The sequence below is a fragment of the Vibrio jasicida 090810c genome, from assembly GCF_002887615.1.
Taxonomy (GTDB): Bacteria; Pseudomonadota; Gammaproteobacteria; order Enterobacterales; family Vibrionaceae; genus Vibrio; species Vibrio jasicida.
In genome coordinates, this window is record NZ_CP025792.1 from 198,036 (window position 1) to 218,115 (window position 20,080).

Below are 20,080 nucleotides of genomic sequence, written 5' to 3' on the forward strand. Positions count from 1 at the left end.
AGCCGTTATTTGTGCTGATAAACGTTATTTGTACTGATAACAATTAGCGGAGTGGGGCGAGTGTTCGTCCCACCTCTTTTCCGTTTTACTTAATCGAAGAAGAAAAACACCAGTCATCAAAGGTACTTCATGCAAATTTCTCAACTTGAACCACAAGATACCAGCATCGTTCTTAAGCTGTTTGGTGCACTGTTTTACTACCAACCAAAAGATTACCCAGCGGCAAATCTCGATACGTTGCTAAGCAATACTGATACACCAATTGAAGCGCTTAATGACATGCTACGCAGCTTTCAAAACGAGAGCGAAGAGGCACTGCAAATGGAGCACGATCGCATGTTTGCCGGTATTGGTGAGATGCCAGCGCCACCTTGGGGTTCGGCTTATCTAGATAAAGAAGCGGTGTTGTTTGGTGAATCAACCATTGAATATCGTTACTTCTTGCAGCGTTGTGGTTTTGCTTTGGAGTCTGACCAACGCGAGCCAGAAGACCAGATTGGCTTGATGTTGATGGTGTTAGGCATGTTGATTGAAACTGAACAGCAAAAACTGGCGGCTGAAATGCTACGCGAACACTTGATGACGTGGTTTGGCTTTTTCAACAAGCGCTTCAAAAAAGCGGTGACTCTCACGCCTTACTCAAAACTGTCGAACCTTACTGAAGAATTACTTCAATCCTTGAGTGAGCAATACCAAGTCGTTGTGCCAGCAAAGAGAGATTACTCGGATGCGCCAGTCTGAATCGGTTGATCTAAGCAAGCGACGTCTGTTTTCGTTCCGTCGCGCGCCAGTAGAGCAAGCTCAAGAGCCTCGTGTTAAAGCGAGACCGCCGTATGCGGTGGAAGAGTCGATGTTCACAAGGCTATGTGATGGATGCGGAAAATGCGCTTCTGCATGTCCAAGCCAAATCATAGAAATGGTTGATGGCGTTGCCGCGTTAGACATCAGTTACTCAGCATGTGATTTATGCGGCGCGTGTAAGTCGGCGTGCCCTACATTAGCACTTTCAAACCAAACAGAGTCTACAGGCTTGATAGCAACTATCTCGAACAGCTGCGAAAACTTATACGGTTATTGCGGCAGTTGCGAGGACAGTTGCCCTTATGATGCCTTGCAATGGCAAGATGATGTCAAACCTAAAATTGACGCTGCCAAATGCAAAGGTTGCGGACAATGCGCGCAAAGTTGCTACAACAGCATCATTAGCTTTGACTTAAAACGATAAAAAAGGGATTGGCGAGAACCAATCCCTTTTTGTTTGTATTCAATTCTATTTAATCTTACGCCAAGGTTGCCAATTGGCTTTGTGCGTCTGAGATGCCTTTTGCTGCAGCGTCTTCGCCCATGTTTAGCGCTTCTGCGTAAACAAATTCCACATCTGTGATGCCAACAAAGCCCAATACTGTGCGTAGGTATGGTGTCATGCTGTCGGTTGGTGAGTCTTTATGAAGACCGCCACGAGTGGTGACGACGATTGCTTTCTTACCTTCAATCAGGCCTTGAACGCCGTTTTCTGTGTATTTGAATGTCACGCCAGCACGAGCAATCAAATCAATCCAGTTTTTAAGCTGAGTTGGAATCGTAAAGTTGTACATTGGTGCTGCGATAACCAAAGTATCTGCTGCTTTGATTTCTTCAATTAAGGTATCAGATAGGTCAACCACCACTTGTTGTTCTTGCGAAAGATCTTCTGTTGCGCGAAGTGCTGTTGCAACTGAAAAGTCTAAAACTGGTAGTGGATTTGCAGCTAAGTCACGAACCGTTAGCTTATCTTGGTCTACATTTTTGATGAAGTCTTCAACCAGTTTGTTTGATTGAGAGTAATCGCCAAGGATGCTTGATTTAAGAGCTAGTACACGAGACATATGGATTTCCTTTAATAAGTGCTTTCGGCTATGTGATGCATTATAGGCAATGCTCAGCGACTCAAAACCCGATGGATTCGCTTAAGTTGTTCGAAAAAATTGAATGATTGCCGGATGCTGCTTTCCGTTATCTTGTTCTAGCCCTTATGTGCTACAATCCGCGCAGTTTTATGTAATGAAAAGAATAGGAAACGCTTTGACTTCGTCACAGCCCCCAAAAAAGAATCCCGCTGAAGAGCAAGCGGCACCGTCAAATGGTGCGCAAAATGCCAAAGCGAAGCAGGCTAATGCATCTCAAGCACAAGCTTCTCAGAATGCTGCGCCTCAGGCTCAAGTAAATAACGCGGCGTCACTGCGCAAGGCGCTTAACCAGTGCATGATGCGTGACCGCTTCCGCTTGAGTAAACGAATCTCTGGTGCAAGCAAAATCAAAAAAGACGCAGCGCGTACCGCTGTGTTTGATGAAATCGCATTAGACATCGCCAAATCCATGATGGTTGTGGAGCAACGTAGTAGCTACAAGCCAACGATTGAATATCCTGAAATCCTGCCTGTCAGCCAAAAGCGCGACGACATTGCGAAAGCGATCGAAGAAAACCAAGTGGTTATCGTTGCAGGTGAGACCGGTTCAGGTAAAACCACTCAGCTACCAAAAATCTGTGCTGAGCTTGGTCGCGGTAAATTCGGTCTGATTGGTCATACTCAGCCTCGTCGACTTGCGGCGCGTTCGGTTGCAAACCGTATTGCTGAAGAGATGGAAACCAAGCTTGGTGAGTTTGTTGGTTACAAGGTTCGATTCAACGATCAGATCTCTGAAAACACCCAAATCAAATTGATGACGGACGGTATTTTGCTGGCTGAAATTCAGCATGACCGCTTCTTAAATCAATACGACACCATCATTATCGATGAAGCGCACGAGCGCAGCCTTAACATCGATTTCATCTTGGGTTACTTGAAAGAGTTGCTGCCACGTCGTCCTGATCTGAAAGTGATCATCACGTCGGCAACCATTGACCCAGAGCGTTTTTCAAAACACTTCAACAACGCACCAATCATTGAGGTGTCAGGTCGTACTTACCCAGTAGAAACGCGTTACCGCCCACTAAGCGGTGATGACGATAATGATCGTGACCAACTTGAAGGTATCTTCGAAGCGGTAGACGAACTGTGCGATGAAGGTTTAGGTGACATTCTGATCTTCATGAACGGTGAGCGTGAAATCCGTGATACCGCTGATGCATTGTCTAAACGTAACCTGAAGAGCACAGAAATTGTGCCGCTTTACGCGCGTTTGTCGGCGGGTGAGCAAAACAAGATTTTCCAACCTCATGCTGGTCGCCGCATTGTACTGGCAACCAACGTAGCAGAAACCTCGTTGACGGTTCCGGGCATCAAGTACGTTATCGACCCAGGTACGGCGCGTATTAGCCGATACAGTTACCGTACTAAGGTTCAGCGTCTTCCAATCGAGCCAGTTTCTCAGGCGAGTGCGAACCAGCGTAAAGGTCGTTGTGGTCGTGTGGAAGAGGGTATCTGTATCCGTCTGTACTCAGAGGAAGATTTTGAGTCACGCCCGGAGTTTACCGATCCTGAGATCCTGCGTACTAACCTAGCGTCGGTTATCTTGCAGATGACCGCACTTGGTTTGGGCGATATTCAAGCCTTCCCGTTTGTGGAAGCGCCAGACAAACGTAACATCCAAGACGGTGTTCGTTTGCTGGAAGAGCTTGGTGCGATTAACGCAGAAGCGAAACCGTCCGATTCTCAAGGTAATAAGAAACGCCTGACCAGTATTGGCCGTCAACTTGCCCGCCTTCCAATCGACCCACGTTTAGCGCGTATGGTATTGGAAGCTCCAAAACAAGGCGCGCTGAAAGAAGTCATGGTTATCGCAGCGGCATTGTCGATTCAGGACCCGCGTGAGCGTCCAAGTGACAAGCAGCAATCATCAGATGACAAACACAAACGCTTCTTCCATGAAGAATCAGACTTCCTGACGTTGGTGAACTTGTGGGACTACATCCAGAAGCAACAAAAAGCGCTGACGGGCAACCAATTCCGCAAACAGTGTAAGCAAGATTACTTGAACTACTTGCGCGTTCGTGAGTGGCAAGATGTGTACTTCCAAATTCACCAATCCATGCGTGAAATGGAGTTCAAACTCAACGATGAGCCTGCGTCTTACCATGGCGTTCATAGTTCTATTCTTGTGGGTTTGTTGTCGCACATCGGTATGAAAGACCAAGAGAAGAATGAATATCAAGGTGCGCGTAACGCTCGTTTCCATATCTTCCCTGCATCAGGTCTATTCAAGAAACAGCCTAAGTGGATCATGTCTGCTGAACTGGTGGAAACCTCAAAACTTTGGGGTCGCATCATCGCTAAGATTCAGCCAGAGTGGATTGAACCATTAGCGAAGCACCTGATTAAACGTAGCTACAGCGAGCCACATTGGTCGAAGAAACGCGCAGCAGTCTTGGCACACGAAAAAGTGATGCTTTACGGGGTACCGATTGTTCCTAACCGTTTGGTGAACTACGGAAGTATCGATCCAACGGTGAGCCGTGAGATCTTTATCCGTAGCGCGTTGGTAGAAGGCGAATGGGATACCAAACACGCGTTCTTTAAGCAAAACCGCAAACTTCTGCAAGAGGTGGAAGAGCTTGAGCATAAATCTCGTCGCCGCGATATTTTGGTGGACGATGATGAGTTGTTTGATTTCTATGACCAACGTGTGGGTACGGAAGTCGTTTCTGGTAAGCACTTCGATACATGGTGGAAGAAGGCATCGAAAGACAACAAAGAGCTGCTGAACTTCGAGAAAGAGATGCTGTTCAAAGGCGATGCTAGCCACGTAACCGATTTGGATTACCCGAACTTCTGGCACCAAAACAACCTAAAACTTAAGCTGAGCTACCAGTTTGAACCGGGCGAAGACAGCGACGGTGTGACGGTACACTTACCGCTGCCGATCCTTAACCAAGTTGAGCCTGCGGGCTTTGACTGGCAGATCCCTGGTCTGCGCCATGAGCTTGTGGTGAGCTTGATTAAATCGCTGCCGAAGACGATTCGTAAAAACTTTGTTCCTGCACCAAACTATGCTGATGCTTTCTTAGCTCGCTCGACGCCAATGGAAGCACCTTTATTAGATTCGCTTGAAAAAGAGCTTCGTCGAATGACTGGTGTGGAAGTTCTGCGCGAAGATTGGAATATGGATCAAATTCCTGAGCACTTGAAGGTGACTTTCCGCGCGGTTGACCATAGAAATCGCAAGTTGAAGGAAAATAGCGACCTTCATGCGTTGAAAGAAAGCCTGAAAGACAAAGTTCAAGAAACGCTGTCTAAGGTCGCCGATGATGACATTGAGCAGCAAGGCTTACATACTTGGAGCTTTGGTGAACTGCCTAAGGTATATCAACAAAAACGCGGTGGTTACGACGTTAAAGCGTACCCGGCGATTGTGGATTCCAAAGACAGTGTAGAAATCAAACTGTACGAAACTGAATACGAGCAGGTGACGGCTATGCAAGCGGGTCAGCGTCGTCTGATCTTGTTAAACGTGCCGTCGCCAATCAAATACCTGCACTCTAACTTACCGAACAAGTCGAAGTTGGGTCTGTACTTTAACCCTTACGGGAAAGTGCTTGATCTGATTGATGACTGTATTGCTTGTGGTGTCGATAAGCTTATCGAAGAGCAGGGCGGTTTGGTTTGGGAGCCAGAGAAGTTTGATGCGCTGAAAGAACACGTTCGTGCAGAGTTGGGTGACACAGTTGTGGATATTGCACAACAAGTCGAAACCATTCTGACGACGGCTTTCAATATCAACAAAAAGTTGAAAGGCAAAGTGGATTTCACCATGGCATTTGCGTTATCTGACATTAAAGCGCAAGTGGAAGGTTTGATTTTCAAAGGCTTCGCAACAGAGTGTGGTTGGAAGCGTCTTCCGGACATTCTGCGTTACATGCGTGCGATTGAACGTCGTATGGAGAAGCTACCGATCGATCCAAACAAAGACCGTTTACACATGTTGAGAATCGAGTCAGTGGCGAGTGATTACAAAGAACTACTTAATAAGATTCCGAAAGGCATGGTGATTCCAGAAAACGTGAAAGAAGTGCGTTGGATGATCGAAGAGCTTCGAGTAAGCCTTTTTGCTCAACAATTAGGCACTCCGTATCCGGTTTCTGATAAACGAGTCAAAAATGCGATTGATGCTTGCTAAGCGCTAAGTACAATAGCGGCAGTTTTTCTTGTGAGGTTCATCGACTTATCAATGGTTTGTCCAGTTTAGGTCGCTATTGGTATAGTATTTGCTAAGAATTGTTCACAAGTTATTTTAAGTCACAAGGGAGGCAATGATTCGCCTCCCTTGTGTTTGCAGTACCAACCTCTGCGACGGTGCAGGAGTGGGTAATTATAAAGAGTAAAGGTTGATGATGAAGAAAACTCTATTGGCAGTGGCACTTCTAAGTGCTTCTTCTGCAGCAATGGCAGATTCATGGATTTATGGTGGTGCTTCTGTAGGTCAGTCTGACTTCAAAGGCGAGACTGACACTTCATACTCTGTACACGTAGGTACAGGTATTCTGCCTATCATCGGTATCGAAGCGGGTGTTACTCAACACGGTGAATTCAAAGTAGATGGCAAAGATACTAAACTGACTTCTTACTACGCTGCGCTTAAACCAAGCATCGACTTCGGTCCTCTGCATGTTTACGCGAAAGGCGGTTTCCACCAGTGGGATAAGAAAGTGTCTGGCGGTAAAGACGACGATGATCTGGATCTAATGTACGGTGTAGGCGCTGAATACTTCATTTTCGGTCCAATGTCTGTTGGCGCAAGCTACATGAACTACACAGCGGGTAAAGACGACATCGGTACGTTCTCTCTAAACGCGACATTGCACTTCCTATAATCGTCGAACATTTCGAAGATTTATTTGATAAACACCGGCAACGCGCCGGTGTTTTTTTGTCTGTAAATCACACAAATCAATATTGAGCATAAATTATTCATTTCTCGGTCTTAAAACCATCAAACTTTCGCATATAGTATTTAGCTAGCTACATAAGGAACGCGATGCAGTTCGCGTGATGTTCCGTTCAGGAATCGAACAGGAAAGGTATAACTATGAAAACAAAACTCTCGTTATTGGCTTTGGCGCTATGCTCAACATCAGCACTTGCTGACTCTTGGCTATATGCTGGTGGTCAAATTGGTCAATCAGACATAGACAGTGAAAACGACACGACCTACGGCATTCATGTAGGGACGGGGATCTTGCCACTGATCGGCATTGAAGTAGGTTATTTTAATCACGGCCAAGTTGACTTGAATTTAGGCGGTAATCGAGGCGATGTGGACTTCTCGTCATTTTATCTAGCAGCTAAACCAAGTATCGATTTTGGTCCTCTGCACGTTTACGCGAAGGGTGGTATCAACGCATTTAACGTCGAATACAATGGTAACCTTAGCAACTTGGACAAAGACGATGGTGTCTCTTACATGTATGGTGTTGGCGCGGAATACTTCTTGTTAGACAACATTTCTGTCGGTGCCAGTTATCAAGCCTTTGGGGTGGATATTGATGGAGACAGTGATACAGTAAGCAGCATCACGGGTAACTTGACGTTCCACTTCTTATAGAAAGAAATTGAGCAATCAATAGATAATAAAAGAAGCGCGCCGTTCTTTTGGATAAAGTGACGGCGCGCTTTTTCATTAATCCTGAATTGGATTCGGTCTACATTGAATATTCGTGAGAGGGACAAATTTATCGTCCTTCTCGTAGTAAACCCCGCAATCTTCTCCGCGTAACTGTAGGGTATATTGAGCGGGCAACTCAGTTTCTGCTCCGTTTAATGGCATGTTGTGCTTTTCCATTAATTGCCCCGACACGATCAATAAGTGTGAGTTCGTCTCAAAGGTATTCGATGCGATCTTCGTCGGTGCTTGTGTTCCTTGAATCGTGTTAATTGCACTTTGGATTTCGCTCACGGTATCTGCGGAGGTTTTAATACTTAACGCATTAACTGCATCACTGTTGCTTGATGTTGAACACCCCATCAGTACAAGGCTAAGTCCAGCTCCAGTGAGTAAGGTCATTGTTTTAGTTAATTTTGACATGAATCGCCTCTTGTCGAAGTGGGTCAATTTCTTGAGTCAGTGGAGTGCCACCTAGTCTCGGCATTGCTTGATATGAGCGAGCCATTGCAGGTGCTGGAGGACAAGTTCCCCCCGTTGTCATGTAGTTTAGCGCTGCAGACAGCATACCTTCGGATGGATCACCCAATGGTTTGGTTAAGTCATCTGCCACTACACAACCTTCCACTTTGTCATCTATACCAATGTTAGACGATACAAGATTTTTTGCCGTAGGGGTAAATCCATCTGCAAAATCACCAAAGCCTTTGTCATTCGAAGATTTAAATTGAATGGTGTAATACACGTTACCGCAGTTCTGCTGAGGTGAGAAGCCGTAAGGTTTACCTGTTGTCGTTGTGCCAATTTGAATAACGTCAACGTCGATACCACGCAAGCCGTTGATCAGCAGTTCGCTTGAAGACGCAGTGTTATCCGTCGTTAAGACATATACGCGCTCTGCACTAAGCGTCGGTAGAGGGTTGTTAGTGAGCGTTCCTGTTGCCCAGTTGATTTCTTTATCGACGAAATTGTAAACGTTATCTCGTACCTGGCCAGAGTTCATGATCTTGTCGTTATAGATTAACTCGCCAAACGTCGCGTTTGGATGAGAACCCGCCAGCATGTAACCGACTTGCGCTGATTGCCAAATCAAGCCACCGCCGTTGTAGCGCAAGTCCATGACGATTTCGTCCACATTTTGGGCTGAAAGCTGGTTGAATGCATTGATAAGCGGTTGCTGTGCCGTGACTTCAAATGCGTTGTATTGCATGTAGCCGACTTTTGTTCCGTTGTTGTCGATAACTTTTACATTACGTACAGGGCTTGTTGCCACATCAGAAGAGGTGAGTGTAATGATCTTCATACCGCCATTAACCGCTTCAAAGGTAAACGTGTAATTACGTCCTAACTCTGGGTTGAACAATGCTTGGTTAATGAGATCCACTTCTGCTTGGGAAGAGGTATTAACGACATCCACGCTGTTAATTTTTAATAGCTTGTCTCCACGCTCAACGCCATTGAGTGATGCTGGTGAACCATCTTCTGTGTAAGAAATAAGCACCTCTCGAGGCGCGTAACTATTAACGAATTTCCAGTTGAAACCGAAACCAGCAACAAGACCAGCTTGTTGAGATTTCATCACCTCGTCGTATGAACGTGTGAAATGAAAACGATCTTTCTTTTGGCCGCTTGCTGTGGTCGATGATGTGACGAGTGAATCAAAGTAGTTGACGACAGACGGATAATTGTTTGGATTATTGTCTGGGATTTCGTCATACCAAAGGTAGGTATCGTTACTAAATGCTCGAAGGAACATCTTTTCATACAGGGTTGAGCCTGCTTTATCTGGGTAATTTTTTCCGGTATACGGATCGGTGCCCGTTCTTGCTACGCTGCATTTATTGGCTAAGCTGGCTGCTGTCTGCGAGAAATCACCTGCAGACCAAGAAAGACCATTGCTCGTCGCGGAACTTGTGCTGTCACCTCCGCCGCCACCGCAACCTAGCAGTGCAATAGGGAGGGCGGTTAATAACGCTGCTTGTTTATACTTCAACATAACGTGTCCTTACATCTGTGATATATACCCGAGCCAATCTCGCTGAGCCAAGCATTTTGAGGTTACTAGGGTATATGGTTCTATTTGTTTTTATTAATCCTTATATAAGCTACTTGAATGTATAAATTTTGAGTCTGATTGTGCAACAAATATGCAATCAAGTGTGATTGGCATCATATAAAACGTCAGATATAGGGGTGTGCTAAATTAGCCTTAACTAAAAAATCTTTTTTAAATAATAGCTTACATTACCCTGAGCAGAAATGAACGAAGAATAAAACGGAGTAAGGAACACTTGGTATTCTTTGTTTCTGAATACCAAGTGGTGTGCTGAAGTTCAACAGTTAAGACATTCGATTGAGCTGTGTTTGGTATTTCTTTTTAAGTGCTTCATTACCTGCTGCGCCTTCAAGTTCAACCATTAAACGAAGCGAAGGTTTTTTGACCCCATACATTTGATTAAAGCGCATAAGACGAATGCGTGCATCTGTGTAGTTGCCGCTTTCTATTTCTAACTTTGCTAACTGGAGAATGGATTTTGGACGGTGAGGGTCATGATCAATAGCGCGCGTGAAATAGTATTTTGCTCTTTCTGTATTGTCGGATTTGAGTGCGCAAAAGCCTGCATTCTCATAACTAGCAGGGATAAGGAAGTAATAAGGCTGTTCAATGGCGCGGTTGAACATTTTATCCGCTTTCTCAAAACTTCCTTGCTTACATAAGAATGTGCCGTAGTTATTAAGTACGTTACCGTTTTTGGAATGTTGTCGCAGAGAACGTTTGTACATCTCTTCTGCTTTTTTGTCTTCACCAACCGTTTCGTAATAATGAGCCATAGAAAGCTGAGCACGGTAGTAGCTTGGAGCGTGGGTGAGGGCTTGTTGGAAGTTATCATGTGCTCGGATCATGTTGCCACCGTCTAGGTATCCCAAACCAAGTGCGATACGAGACTCAGCCATGGCGACCGGGTCGGCTTTTACAACTGGACTATTACCATCTTCATTCACGGTCACACAACCGAGCAGGCCAAACTGAGTCGCCAGTATAAGAGCGCTGAGTTTTATGATCTTCATTTGTCTTTCCCACATCCCTAATTCTTTCAGCATGATATGAATTACAGTGCAAAAGCCTAATGAGGAAAAAACACAATGCGATCAGGTTTGCAAACTCGTATGAAAAAGCCGCCAGTTGGCGGCTTGGTTCACAATCTCTACGAGTGAATTAATCGTCTTTGGTAAAGGCGGCTTCGCTGAAATGGTCCAGGTCGTAAGGCGTTTGTTGATAAACGCAGTAGTTTAGCCAGTTTGAGAAAAGCAGGTGACCATGGCTACGCCAACTTGCGACAGGGCCGTTATCCGGATTGTTGTTCGGGTAATAATTAACAGGAATAGCGGGCTCCATGCCTTCACCTAAATCACGAATGTACTCATTATGTAACGTATGAGAGTCGTATTCAGGATGACCAGTGACAAAGACGTTACGTTTGTCTTTGGTTGTTGCAAGGTAAACACCCGCAACATCAGACGTGGCGAGAATATCGAGATCGGTATGTTCTTCTAAGAACTCTCGTGAGAAATCTGCATAACGAGAATGTGGCGCCAAGAAAGTATCGTCAAAACCACGCAGAACTGGGTGGTAAGGGTTGTGAATTTTATGATGATAAACCCCAGATAACTTTTCTTTGCGGGTTTTTTTGGGTAAATCGTAAAGCAGTTTTAAACCTGCTTGTGCTGCCCAACACACATACAGTGTGGAGGTCACGTGGTCTTTTGCCCATTCCATGATGGTTTTTAAGTGGTCCCAATAAATGACATCTTCAAATTGGACCAAACCGAGTGGCGCCCCAGTAATGATCATGCCATCGAAATTTTTACCTTTTACCATTTCAAATTGACGGTAGAAGGTATCAAGATGCTCAGTTGGTGTGTTCTTACTTGGACGATTATCGATACGCAGTAGCTCGACATTTACTTGCAGAGGGCTGTTTGAAAGTAGGCGAAGAAACTGAGTTTCGGTCTCAATTTTTTTTGGCATTAAATTGAGGATAAGCACTCGCAATGGACGGATTTCCTGACTTGCCGCTCGACTCTCGCTCATCACAAAGATGTTCTCTGTCCTTAATACATCGCTAGCGGGTAACTGATCTGGAATTCTAATTGGCACGGCTTTCTCTCCCTAAGCTTCACTTTTTAGACGTCTATACATCTAAAGCTAACGCAATTGCTTACGGATGTCGATACGAAATGTGACTTTGCACAAGATTTCTTTTGCCCAATAAAACAAAATGCCCAGTGGTTAACTGGGCGTAATAGCTAAGCAAGTTGGTCATTACCTTCAATTAGATAATGATTACTGACCGAGCCTTCGGTACGAGCTTTAAGATGCGGAATATAATCTGGGTCATTCATAAAATTGAGCGCAGCCTGCCGAGATGGCCATTCGATAATGATTCGAAGGGCTGGTGAGTCTCCCGTTCCTTCCAACCGTTCATGAACATTAGTACGTGCAATGTAGTTGCCACCGTGTTTCTCAACTAAATCGTTTGAAACGTTTACATAAGCGGGTACCCAGTCTTGGCTGGTAGGGGTTACATCTAGTACAGAATAATAGGTCACGGTTTGCTCCTTATTTGTGCTCTGACCAATGAATTTTAGTGTAATGAGATAAAGCGATTGTGATAAGCAAGAAGGATTGCAAAACACTTTTTAGATTCTATTGATAATGGGAATCGGATGACGATAACGCTTAACGAAAGCGTATTGAATATCCGATTAAGTGAACGACCAATTGTGATTGCGGCAAGGTTTCTGATTACATCTTACTGCAACGTGTCGGCTAGCATTTGTAGGTTATTATGATATCAAGTTAGTATGATTCTTGAGCTGTGATACTAATAAATACCTTAATCAGCTAACCGACGCGTGCTTTAAGTGCGTTGTTTGGGTCATCATCGTCAGTGGAGGACATCATGTTCGGTATGTTTAAAAAGAAAGAGACGATTCAGAGTATTGCGCATCAGGTACCAACTCTCTTGCTGAAAGAGTTTGGCGATAAGGAAGCTTACTCGCCAGAAGAAATTGACCAAGCGTTAAATCAACTCGGTCATGAAAAGCATGCGGATGCTACGAGGTATCAATACGCTTATGGCATGTTTGCGAACTTAGTCAGTTATGAACGACTGGGTTTAACGGAAGAGCTTGGTAATTATGGTCATTTTCAGCGAGAAGTCGGCAAGATGCTGCTCAACACACCCGAGCCTATCGATATGCACATATACTTTGAACTTGCTCAGCAACCTGAGTTTAATACAAACCAAGTTGATGTCGGCAATGAAGCAAAGGTTGTCGAGAGCAGTGTGGGTGGCAGCCACTAGTGTCAGGGCCGAATTTTAACATCCATTTTCTTGCTGATTTCCCTGATGAAACTAGCATTATTGCTCAGTGGTATTTTGATGAGTGGGCGTACACAGTTCCGGGTGTTACGCCTTCACAAGTTCAAGAAAAGGTTTTACTCAAAGCCAACAGTCGACGTGAATTTCCTTTGGCCTTTGTTCTTCATGATGAGTACAACAAGCTTGCTGCTGTGGCGGAGTTAAAAATTCGTGAAAATGTTCATTTTCCAGAGTATGAACATTGGTTAGGTGGCGTGTATGTGGAGTTCTCATCAAGAGGAAAAGGTTATGCAGCAGCGCTTGTCACTCACGCTCAAAACCATGTCCTTCAACTTGGTATCGCAAAGCTTTTCTTACAATGTGAAGCACATAACCAAGCCTTATATGTTAGGCATGGTTTTCGTCCTTTACACAAAGCGAATCATAACGGAGTCGAGACGACAATAATGGTTTGGGAATCTGCTGGGACCCTCCGCTAAGTGTCATCCGTCCACGCACCTCAATCACTCTATTTCTTCATCGTTAAGATTGAAATTAATAAGCGCTAGTGTGCATATGTTGACATCGGTCAAAATTATGCCACTTTTTACGATCTACATATGCAATGTGTCTAATACTCATTTCTAGTTGATTAACCAATTTTTGGAACTAGGATCATGGAGGATGCATGAATAAGTGTCTAGCAGCGGGGTTGGTCGTGAGCTTGTTTGGGTGCAGTTTGTCTGAAGAGGTACATATCGAAGGTCGAACCTTGTATTTTAACGGTGAAATCACTGCAGAAAAAGTCGCTCAAGTGATTGATCTTGCCAATGTTCAGCCAAATGGTGTTGTTGCATTAATGATTGACAGTGACTCCGGTGAGTATCGTCCGGCCATGGAGCTTGGACGTTGGTTGTATAACAATCAGATACACCTTATCGTCAATGGTGTTTGTGCGTCGGCTTGTGCAAACTACGTTTTGACCGCTGCACCAAGTACACTTGTCATGAAGGGTTCCGAGATTTTGTGGTTTGGCGGAGCGATGAGCAATGAATGGTTGCAAGACGGGTTTGATAAGCAAGAACTTGAGCAGTGGCACGAATCGCTCAGTCTATGGCGTCAACAAGAAGACGCATTTTTTGCTTTGGTCGATGTTAACCCTAAAATCACAATGTATGGCCATATAAATAAGCGTGAAAAGTTGCAAAAAGCCGGCTGTGATACTGACGATGCTGCGTGGACGTACCATATCGATGATATGCAAAAGTTGGGGCTGAACAACATTGTTTACGCGGACCCAGAATCTTTACTTGTTGCTCGTAGTGGCTCTAGCTGTGTTATCAATTTAGAAGATAATGACTTTTAGGTTTGATTATTACGTCCACGTAAATGTGATTTGTATCACTTTTTATAGCTAATCAAAGGATTTTGATTATAATGCGCCGCTCAGAGACTCGATATGTCATCGAGTTCAGGTTTTATTGAGCGTTGATTGCCTTATGTTCAAAATGCTTGTTTCTATGCCTCCACTGGTTGCTTTGTCTATCGCTATCGTATGTGAGGTGATTGCTACTTCTTCAATCCCTAAAACTGAACAGTTCACCAAAATGATGCCGAGCACCATTGTCATTATTGGTTACGGGATTGCTTTCTTCCTACTGTCTGTAACAGTGAAAAGCATGCCTGTTGGTATCGTATATGCGATTTGGAGTGGAGCAGGTATCGTTTTGGTTGCTGCTGTAGGTTATTTCCTTTACGGGCAAAAACTCGACCTAGCGGCGATCGTTGGGATCAGCTTTATTCTCACCGGTGTGATGATTGTTAACTTACTTTCTAAAACTGCCGGGCATTAAACGGCAGAATGAAACAGCAAAAAGCCGCAACACGTTATGTGCTGCGGCTTTTTTGTTACTTACTTCTGATTGATTGAGGCGGTTAATTCACATTAATTTGCCATTGCCTCAATGAGCTCTACTTGTCGACGGCGTTTACGATTTCGGTACATCACAGCAGCCAAGGCAGGTAAGCTGAATGCTATAAAGCCTAGGATAAGCGCGTAGGCTCCAGTCTTCTCACTGATGCCAGCAGGCACGTCGAAAGAAACAAAAATAGTTACCATGCAACTAATCAAACCTAAAGTGGCGACTAACATCATCCCTAATTTCCCACCAGGCACTCGGAATGGACGTTCAATGTCGGCGTGCTTACGACGAGAAACCAAAAAGCTGACGAAAATACAGATGTACATCACCATGTAAAGTTGTGTCATCAGAATATTCAGCAACCACATGCCTTGATTGACGTTTGGCACCAAGATGAACACCAGTGAAAGAACACTGACAATCGCACCTTGCAGCAGTAGCAGAGGAACGGGCGCTTGGTTTTTGTTTTCCTTAGATAACGCCATCGGCATGAAGTGATCTTTTGCCGCCACATGCAAACTTTTTGTCGGCGCGATGATCCAGTTGTTCAAGCTTGCTAGGCTACCGAAGACAATGGCGAGTGCGATAACTGGCAGCATGAAGGACAGGTTCAAGTCATCAAAGAAAGCCTTAAATGCCAGAATGACACCTTCACTCAAGCTTGAATGATCACTCGATACAACGGAAGAGATAGACAGTGAGCATGCTGTTAAGGACACCAAGATGAGAGCAGTAGAGAAAATCAATGCTTTTGGATAGGTCTTTTGCGGATTGTCGACTTCACTGGCGTATGATGTGGTGATCTCCAAGCCGGTTAATGACAATACCACGGCAGTAAAGCCAGCCCCAATGCCATCTTGTGAAAAATCGGGTAACCAATCTGATGCGTGACGCAGTGAAATATGCGACTCACTAGGGTTTGTGTAGGCCCAATAGCCTCCAAGACCGATGATCAGAAGAATAGGGAAGATAAGTCCTAAAGTACCGAAAACATTGGTGATGATTGATGATAAACGTAACCCAAAGATGTTCACCAAGGTTAGTGCCCAGAAAATAACGTTAATCATCACCAGCATAAAAATGTTGTTTTGTGCTAGTTCAGGGAAGAATGGATATGTCCCTGTGGCGACAATGAACGAAATCAGTGGCGGGTAATAAACAATATTTTCCGCATATTGATACCACACGGTAGCAAACCCGAAGTTTGGCCCAATGGTCTCCTTACCCCATAAATATACGCCACCTTGCTGCGGATAAGTGGTGCTCAATTCTGCGCATACTAAAGCAGTCGGGACGAAAAAGCACAACCCAGCCAACAAGAAGAAAGAAATTGCGTGACTACCAAATAAGGCGGCACCCGGAATGTTCCTTATGCTGTCGACGGACGTAACCGTAATCATGATGACAGAAAAGACACTGAGTTTGACGGCGGATTTGGCGATATTGCTCATTCGATACCTTTAGTGATTGAGCCACGCGTTTGGGTCGTAGAACCCGCGTGCTACAAGTAAGACGAGCGTATTGTAGGTCTGTGAGAATCAGCGGGTATATAGCCAAAAATGGTATGTATTTACTCAAAAATGAACCGAAATCTCAGTGGTTTATTCGTAATCAATATAATCGATTGCGTTGTTTAAAAAACGCAAAATTGAATCAAAAAATGCATATAAGTAAAGGTGTTTATAGCGATTTAATTATTACCAGAAACCTAGAAGTTTGATGAAAATACACCATTGTTTGACTCTGCCCTTAGGGGAAGGTCTAGATTGAGTGCGACTCGAATGAAACAGAAGTAGGAGAATATGATGGGATGTTGCAATCAAGCACCGAAAGGCGGCACGGGAAAACTGTCCTATTTATTAGGGTTAATGGCTTTGTTGTTTGTGGTTATCTTGCTGTTAGCGGCGTTCTTCGGTTAGAAGCGAGCAAACACAAACACGCCCTAAAGCGAGTGTTGTGTTTGATTAGATTACTTAGAAGCGGGTATTGGCCAAACCAATTCCGAAGAAAATAAACAAACCGCCGCTGACGTAATTAAGCCATTTACTGGTTTTAGGAGAGGTCAGTGTCGCCTTTACTTTTGTCGCGAAGAAAATCACAAACAAGAACCAGCCTGCCACAATGCTTGCCTGTAACGCACCTAGCATCATGCTCTGCTCTAGAATATGTTCTGGTTTGACAAATTGCGGAAAGATAGACAAGTAAAAAAGGACGATTTTCGGGTTGAGTAAATTTGTCAGAAGGCCTTTAACGAATGCTTGCTTCAAGGTGTGCTTTTCAATCTTACGGTCGAATCTCAATTTTTTGTCTGCGAGCTTAAAGCCACTTTTGAGGTTATTGATACCAAGCCAAATCAAATACGCTACGCCCATCCATTTTAGAATGTTGAATGCAAGTGCAGACTGAGAGAGCAGCAAGCTCAATCCTTTTGCGGAAACAAACGCATGGATTAAAAAACCAAGCGCAACACCGAGGATATTGGCGATCGCGAAACGGCGGCTTTGCGTGAGTGCAGTAAATAAAATCAGCAAAGCATTGGGACCGGGAATGACAGCAAGGAAGAAAACAATACCGCCAAAAGCGAGCAAGGTGTCGAGATTCATTATTATTCCAATTAAAGCAAAAGATTGGCATCACCTAAGATAGGCGAGACTGTACACTTGCGTGCAGGGAAAAACAAATGGCGCTTATTACGAAAGCCAGTGTTTTTCACAGATTTGAAGAACGATCGTGATTGTGTGCTGGCTGGCGTAAATTTATATGGTTTTATTTTTCCTCTTTCCTTCCTGTTCGGATGCAGCATAATAACCTAGCTCAAACCGCATAATTTTTCGAAGATTATCAAATAGGATTAGATAATATGTTGCTTGAAGATCTTCAAGTCGTGCTCAAAGTTGCAGAGTTTCGTAGCATCACAGGAGCCGCGACGGCGTTAGACATGAGAACGGCAACTGCCAGCGCGGCGGTGAAGAGAGTTGAAGCCTCCTTAGGGGTAGAATTATTTGTTCGAACTACACGTCATTTGCGTTTATCCAGTGCGGGTGAGCGTTACCTTCCTCAGTGTGAAAAAGCGCTAGAAATGTTAGAACACGCGAAACAGAATATGCGTGAAGATCTGGATATTATCGATGGAGAAGTTCGAATCGCGCTCTCTTCCGATTTAGGGCGAAATTTAGTTACACCTTGGCTCGATGAATTTATGGATAGCTATCCAAAGGTCACGTTGAGAAGCAACATCAGCGACAGTAACGTGGACTTTTACCGAGACTCGGTAGACATGGCGCTGCGCTATGGAGCACCAACAGACTCCAACATGTACGGCTTTAAAATTTGCAATGTGCCTAGGCTATTGTGCGCAACCCCTGAATACCTTGTAGAGCACGGCGCACCAAAGACTCCGCGAGACTTAATCGAACACAATGGTTTGCTGTACCAACTGCACGATACATTGCAGGACGTATGGGGATTTAATGATGGCCATAACGAGCACAAAATTAAACTCAAAGGTAATCGCGCTTCCAATGATGGCGATCTCGTTAGGCGTTGGTGTGTTTCTGGGAAGGGCTTAGCGATAAAGTCTTGTTTGGATATGTCGCAAGACTTGCTTACCGGAAATGTCGTCAATGTCATGAGTGCATATAAACCCACTCCGACAGAACTGTGGTTGATTTGTCCGAGCCGTCAGTCAATTACGCCAACAGTGAGATTGCTACGCGATCTGTTCAGAGAAAAAACTAAAGTCATCCTTACAGATTTGGTTGAGAAGGGGATATTGGATGCTTCGGTATTAAAAGTCAGTTAGCCATATGCCGCACGTTGTAAGCATTATGTGCGGTGTTTTTGTTGCGATTCGAGCGAAATCACCTCTTTTTTGTCTAACTTGCTACGGACGACCGCAAGATCAGAAAGTTCTTATTGTGTCCTGTGTCGAACAACCATAAAATCCGCGCGCTTTAGTTTCTATAATAAGCACACTCAATGATAAAAGTTACTTTCATTTATCGTTGTTTTTAAGGATTTTATAGGCGAGTTTCGTCTGATGACACATTCATGAATAAGCAAAATACACCAAAATTCAAGGCAGAATTTCTGGCTCCTCGCTATTGGGGTACATTGATCATCATAGGGATCATGTATCTTCTTAGCCTTCTTCCCTTTCGTGTACAGCTATCGTTAGGAAGCGGAATTGGTCGTATTGCTATGCGACTGATGAAAAAGCGTCAAGTCACGATCAAACGTAATTTAGAGCTGTGTTTTCCCGACATGAGTGCTCAAGAGCGTGAAGCAATTTTAAAAGACAATATCGACAACGCGGGTATTGCGCTATTTGAAACCGCAATGGCTTGGTTTTGGTCTGATAAACGTGTCAACAAACACGTGACGATCAAGGGGATGGAACACATCGAAGCTCTAGAAAAACAGGGCAAAGGTGCTTTAATGCTTGCCGTTCATTCTATGAACCTAGAGTTAGGAGCAAGAGCGTTTGGCATTAAAAAATCAGGTATGGGCGTTTACCGTCCAAATAACAATCCCTGTTTTGACTATTTTCAATATCAAGGCCGTTCGCGTTCCAACCGAACGTTGATTGATCGTAAAAATGTGAAAGCTATGCTGAATGCGCTGAATACTGGCGAACGTGTTTGGTATGCGCCGGATCATGACTACGGGACGCGTCGTTCAACGTTTGCGCCTTTGTTTGCGGTTAAGCGTGCTTGCACCACAACGGGTACAAGTTTGTTGGTTGACGCAACAGACTGTGCCATTGTGCCATTTACTATGGTGCGAGGTGACAACGGGCACTACACGTTAACCATTAGTGCTCCGGTTGAAGGATTCCCGAAAAACGATCCAGACCAAGCTGCCGCCTTTGTAAACAAGATTGTAGAGAAATCTATTTTAGCGAGTCCAAGCCAATATATGTGGTTGCACAGACGCTTTAAAACCAGACCGAGCGGCGAGTGCTGTTTGTATAAGCCTCAGTTAGCTCCTGCAATGTAGTTCAATAGCCCAGACGTTCGCTCTGGGCTTTCTTTTATCTGTCGATTCATTTCTGCTTGGTTGTTTGCAACAATAATGACACACAAGAGTGAAGGGGATTCGCTTTATCTCTTAGCTCCAGATGGACATAAATTAGAAATCCACAGTGGTGATTTGCACTCGCGATTAGAGAGCATAAAGTATCAGTCTTATGAAGATTTAGAGTGGTTGTAGGAGCGT

The 20,080-nt window shown here is 44.4% G+C and carries 19 protein-coding genes and 1 pseudogene; 12 read left to right on the forward strand and 8 right to left on the reverse strand.

The genetic code is table 11. The annotated features are described in order from the left end of the window. Nucleotides 1-129: 129 nt before the first annotated feature. Both C1S73_RS01240 and C1S73_RS01245 read left to right on the forward strand, forming a co-directional pair. Nucleotides 130-741 carry a TorD/DmsD family molecular chaperone gene (locus C1S73_RS01240; protein ID WP_025818388.1) on the forward strand — a complete coding sequence of 204 codons (612 nt, stop codon included), beginning with the start codon at nucleotides 130-132 and terminating at the stop codon, nucleotides 739-741. Further along, the gene (locus C1S73_RS01245) at nucleotides 728-1,225 is read left to right on the forward strand and encodes a 4Fe-4S binding protein (protein ID WP_038872310.1); all 498 of its coding nucleotides are present in this window, start codon (nucleotides 728-730) and stop codon (nucleotides 1,223-1,225) included. Before C1S73_RS01240 ends, C1S73_RS01245 begins: the two co-directional genes overlap by 14 nt. A gap of 55 nt (nucleotides 1,226-1,280) precedes the next feature. Here C1S73_RS01245 and C1S73_RS01250 read toward each other — a convergent pair whose 3' ends face one another. Then, nucleotides 1,281-1,865, reverse strand: coding sequence for an FMN-dependent NADH-azoreductase (locus tag C1S73_RS01250; protein WP_038872312.1), 585 nt, complete (start codon nucleotides 1,863-1,865; stop codon nucleotides 1,281-1,283). Between the two features lie 376 nt (nucleotides 1,866-2,241). Between C1S73_RS01250 and hrpA the strand changes: the two genes are divergently transcribed. The 3 genes from hrpA (at nucleotide 2,242) to C1S73_RS01265 (ending at nucleotide 7,518) form a co-directional block, all read left to right on the forward strand. Beyond that, entirely contained in the window at nucleotides 2,242-6,093 is a 3,852-nt protein-coding gene (gene hrpA, locus C1S73_RS01255) for an ATP-dependent RNA helicase HrpA (RefSeq protein ID WP_038872466.1), read from the forward strand. A gap of 214 nt (nucleotides 6,094-6,307) precedes the next feature. Beyond that, nucleotides 6,308-6,787 (forward strand): outer membrane beta-barrel protein, encoded by a 480-nt coding sequence (locus C1S73_RS01260; RefSeq protein ID WP_038872468.1) that lies wholly within the window; start codon nucleotides 6,308-6,310, stop codon nucleotides 6,785-6,787. A gap of 215 nt (nucleotides 6,788-7,002) precedes the next feature. Next, complete coding sequence (locus C1S73_RS01265) at nucleotides 7,003-7,518, forward strand: outer membrane beta-barrel protein (RefSeq protein ID WP_038872315.1); 516 nt, start codon at nucleotides 7,003-7,005, stop codon at nucleotides 7,516-7,518. Between the two features lie 75 nt (nucleotides 7,519-7,593). Here the strand turns inward: C1S73_RS01265 and C1S73_RS01270 are convergent, their stop codons facing one another. The 5 genes from C1S73_RS01270 to C1S73_RS01290 all read right to left on the reverse strand — a co-directional run bounded on the left by C1S73_RS01270 (nucleotide 7,594) and on the right by C1S73_RS01290 (nucleotide 12,186). After that, entirely contained in the window at nucleotides 7,594-7,998 is a 405-nt protein-coding gene (locus C1S73_RS01270; RefSeq protein ID WP_038872317.1) for a hypothetical protein, read from the reverse strand. Further along, nucleotides 7,982-9,571, reverse strand: coding sequence for a S41 family peptidase (locus C1S73_RS01275; RefSeq protein ID WP_038872319.1), 1,590 nt, complete (start codon nucleotides 9,569-9,571; stop codon nucleotides 7,982-7,984). Before C1S73_RS01275 ends, C1S73_RS01270 begins: the two co-directional genes overlap by 17 nt. Before the next feature lie 344 nt (nucleotides 9,572-9,915). Then, nucleotides 9,916-10,644 carry a type IV pilus biogenesis/stability protein PilW gene (pilW, locus tag C1S73_RS01280; RefSeq protein WP_038872471.1) on the reverse strand — a complete coding sequence of 243 codons (729 nt, stop codon included), beginning with the start codon at nucleotides 10,642-10,644 and terminating at the stop codon, nucleotides 9,916-9,918. Between the two features lie 148 nt (nucleotides 10,645-10,792). Further along, entirely contained in the window at nucleotides 10,793-11,734 is a 942-nt protein-coding gene (gene metA, locus C1S73_RS01285) for a homoserine O-acetyltransferase MetA (protein WP_038872321.1), read from the reverse strand. A gap of 149 nt (nucleotides 11,735-11,883) precedes the next feature. Next, the gene (locus C1S73_RS01290; RefSeq protein WP_038872324.1) at nucleotides 11,884-12,186 is read right to left on the reverse strand and encodes a DUF1330 domain-containing protein; all 303 of its coding nucleotides are present in this window, start codon (nucleotides 12,184-12,186) and stop codon (nucleotides 11,884-11,886) included. A 353-nt stretch (nucleotides 12,187-12,539) separates the two neighbouring features. Between C1S73_RS01290 and C1S73_RS01295 the strand changes: the two genes are divergently transcribed. From C1S73_RS01295 to C1S73_RS01310, 4 genes are all read left to right on the forward strand, one after another. Beyond that, entirely contained in the window at nucleotides 12,540-12,944 is a 405-nt protein-coding gene (locus tag C1S73_RS01295; protein WP_038872327.1) for a hypothetical protein, read from the forward strand. Continuing rightward, nucleotides 12,944-13,441, forward strand: coding sequence for a GNAT family N-acetyltransferase (locus C1S73_RS01300; protein WP_038872330.1), 498 nt, complete (start codon nucleotides 12,944-12,946; stop codon nucleotides 13,439-13,441). The genes C1S73_RS01295 and C1S73_RS01300 overlap by 1 nt, the downstream gene beginning before the upstream one ends. A gap of 188 nt (nucleotides 13,442-13,629) precedes the next feature. Beyond that, the gene (locus C1S73_RS01305) at nucleotides 13,630-14,307 is read left to right on the forward strand and encodes a hypothetical protein (protein WP_038872333.1); all 678 of its coding nucleotides are present in this window, start codon (nucleotides 13,630-13,632) and stop codon (nucleotides 14,305-14,307) included. Nucleotides 14,308-14,461: 154 nt separating this feature from the next. Then, complete coding sequence (locus C1S73_RS01310; RefSeq protein ID WP_063344241.1) at nucleotides 14,462-14,794, forward strand: DMT family transporter; 333 nt, start codon at nucleotides 14,462-14,464, stop codon at nucleotides 14,792-14,794. A 92-nt stretch (nucleotides 14,795-14,886) separates the two neighbouring features. On the opposite strand, the gene C1S73_RS01315 is transcribed toward C1S73_RS01310, so the two are convergent. Beyond that, nucleotides 14,887-16,314, reverse strand: coding sequence for an APC family permease (locus C1S73_RS01315; protein WP_038872338.1), 1,428 nt, complete (start codon nucleotides 16,312-16,314; stop codon nucleotides 14,887-14,889). 522 nt (nucleotides 16,315-16,836) lie between these two features. After that, nucleotides 16,837-17,466, reverse strand: a complete 630-nt coding sequence (locus C1S73_RS01320) for a LysE family translocator (protein ID WP_038872344.1) — start codon at nucleotides 17,464-17,466, stop codon at nucleotides 16,837-16,839. 257 nt (nucleotides 17,467-17,723) lie between these two features. Between C1S73_RS01320 and C1S73_RS01325 the strand changes: the two genes are divergently transcribed. The 3 genes and pseudogenes from C1S73_RS01325 to C1S73_RS28070 all read left to right on the forward strand — a co-directional run. Further along, nucleotides 17,724-18,665 (forward strand): LysR family transcriptional regulator, encoded by a 942-nt coding sequence (locus tag C1S73_RS01325; protein ID WP_038872346.1) that lies wholly within the window; start codon nucleotides 17,724-17,726, stop codon nucleotides 18,663-18,665. Nucleotides 18,666-18,913: 248 nt separating this feature from the next. Then, the gene (locus C1S73_RS01330) at nucleotides 18,914-19,861 is read left to right on the forward strand and encodes an LpxL/LpxP family Kdo(2)-lipid IV(A) lauroyl/palmitoleoyl acyltransferase (RefSeq protein WP_038872348.1); all 948 of its coding nucleotides are present in this window, start codon (nucleotides 18,914-18,916) and stop codon (nucleotides 19,859-19,861) included. An 81-nt stretch (nucleotides 19,862-19,942) separates the two neighbouring features. Then, nucleotides 19,943-20,074: pseudogene (locus C1S73_RS28070) on the forward strand (glutathione transferase); the annotation flags it as partial. Nucleotides 20,075-20,080 lie beyond the last annotated feature (6 nt).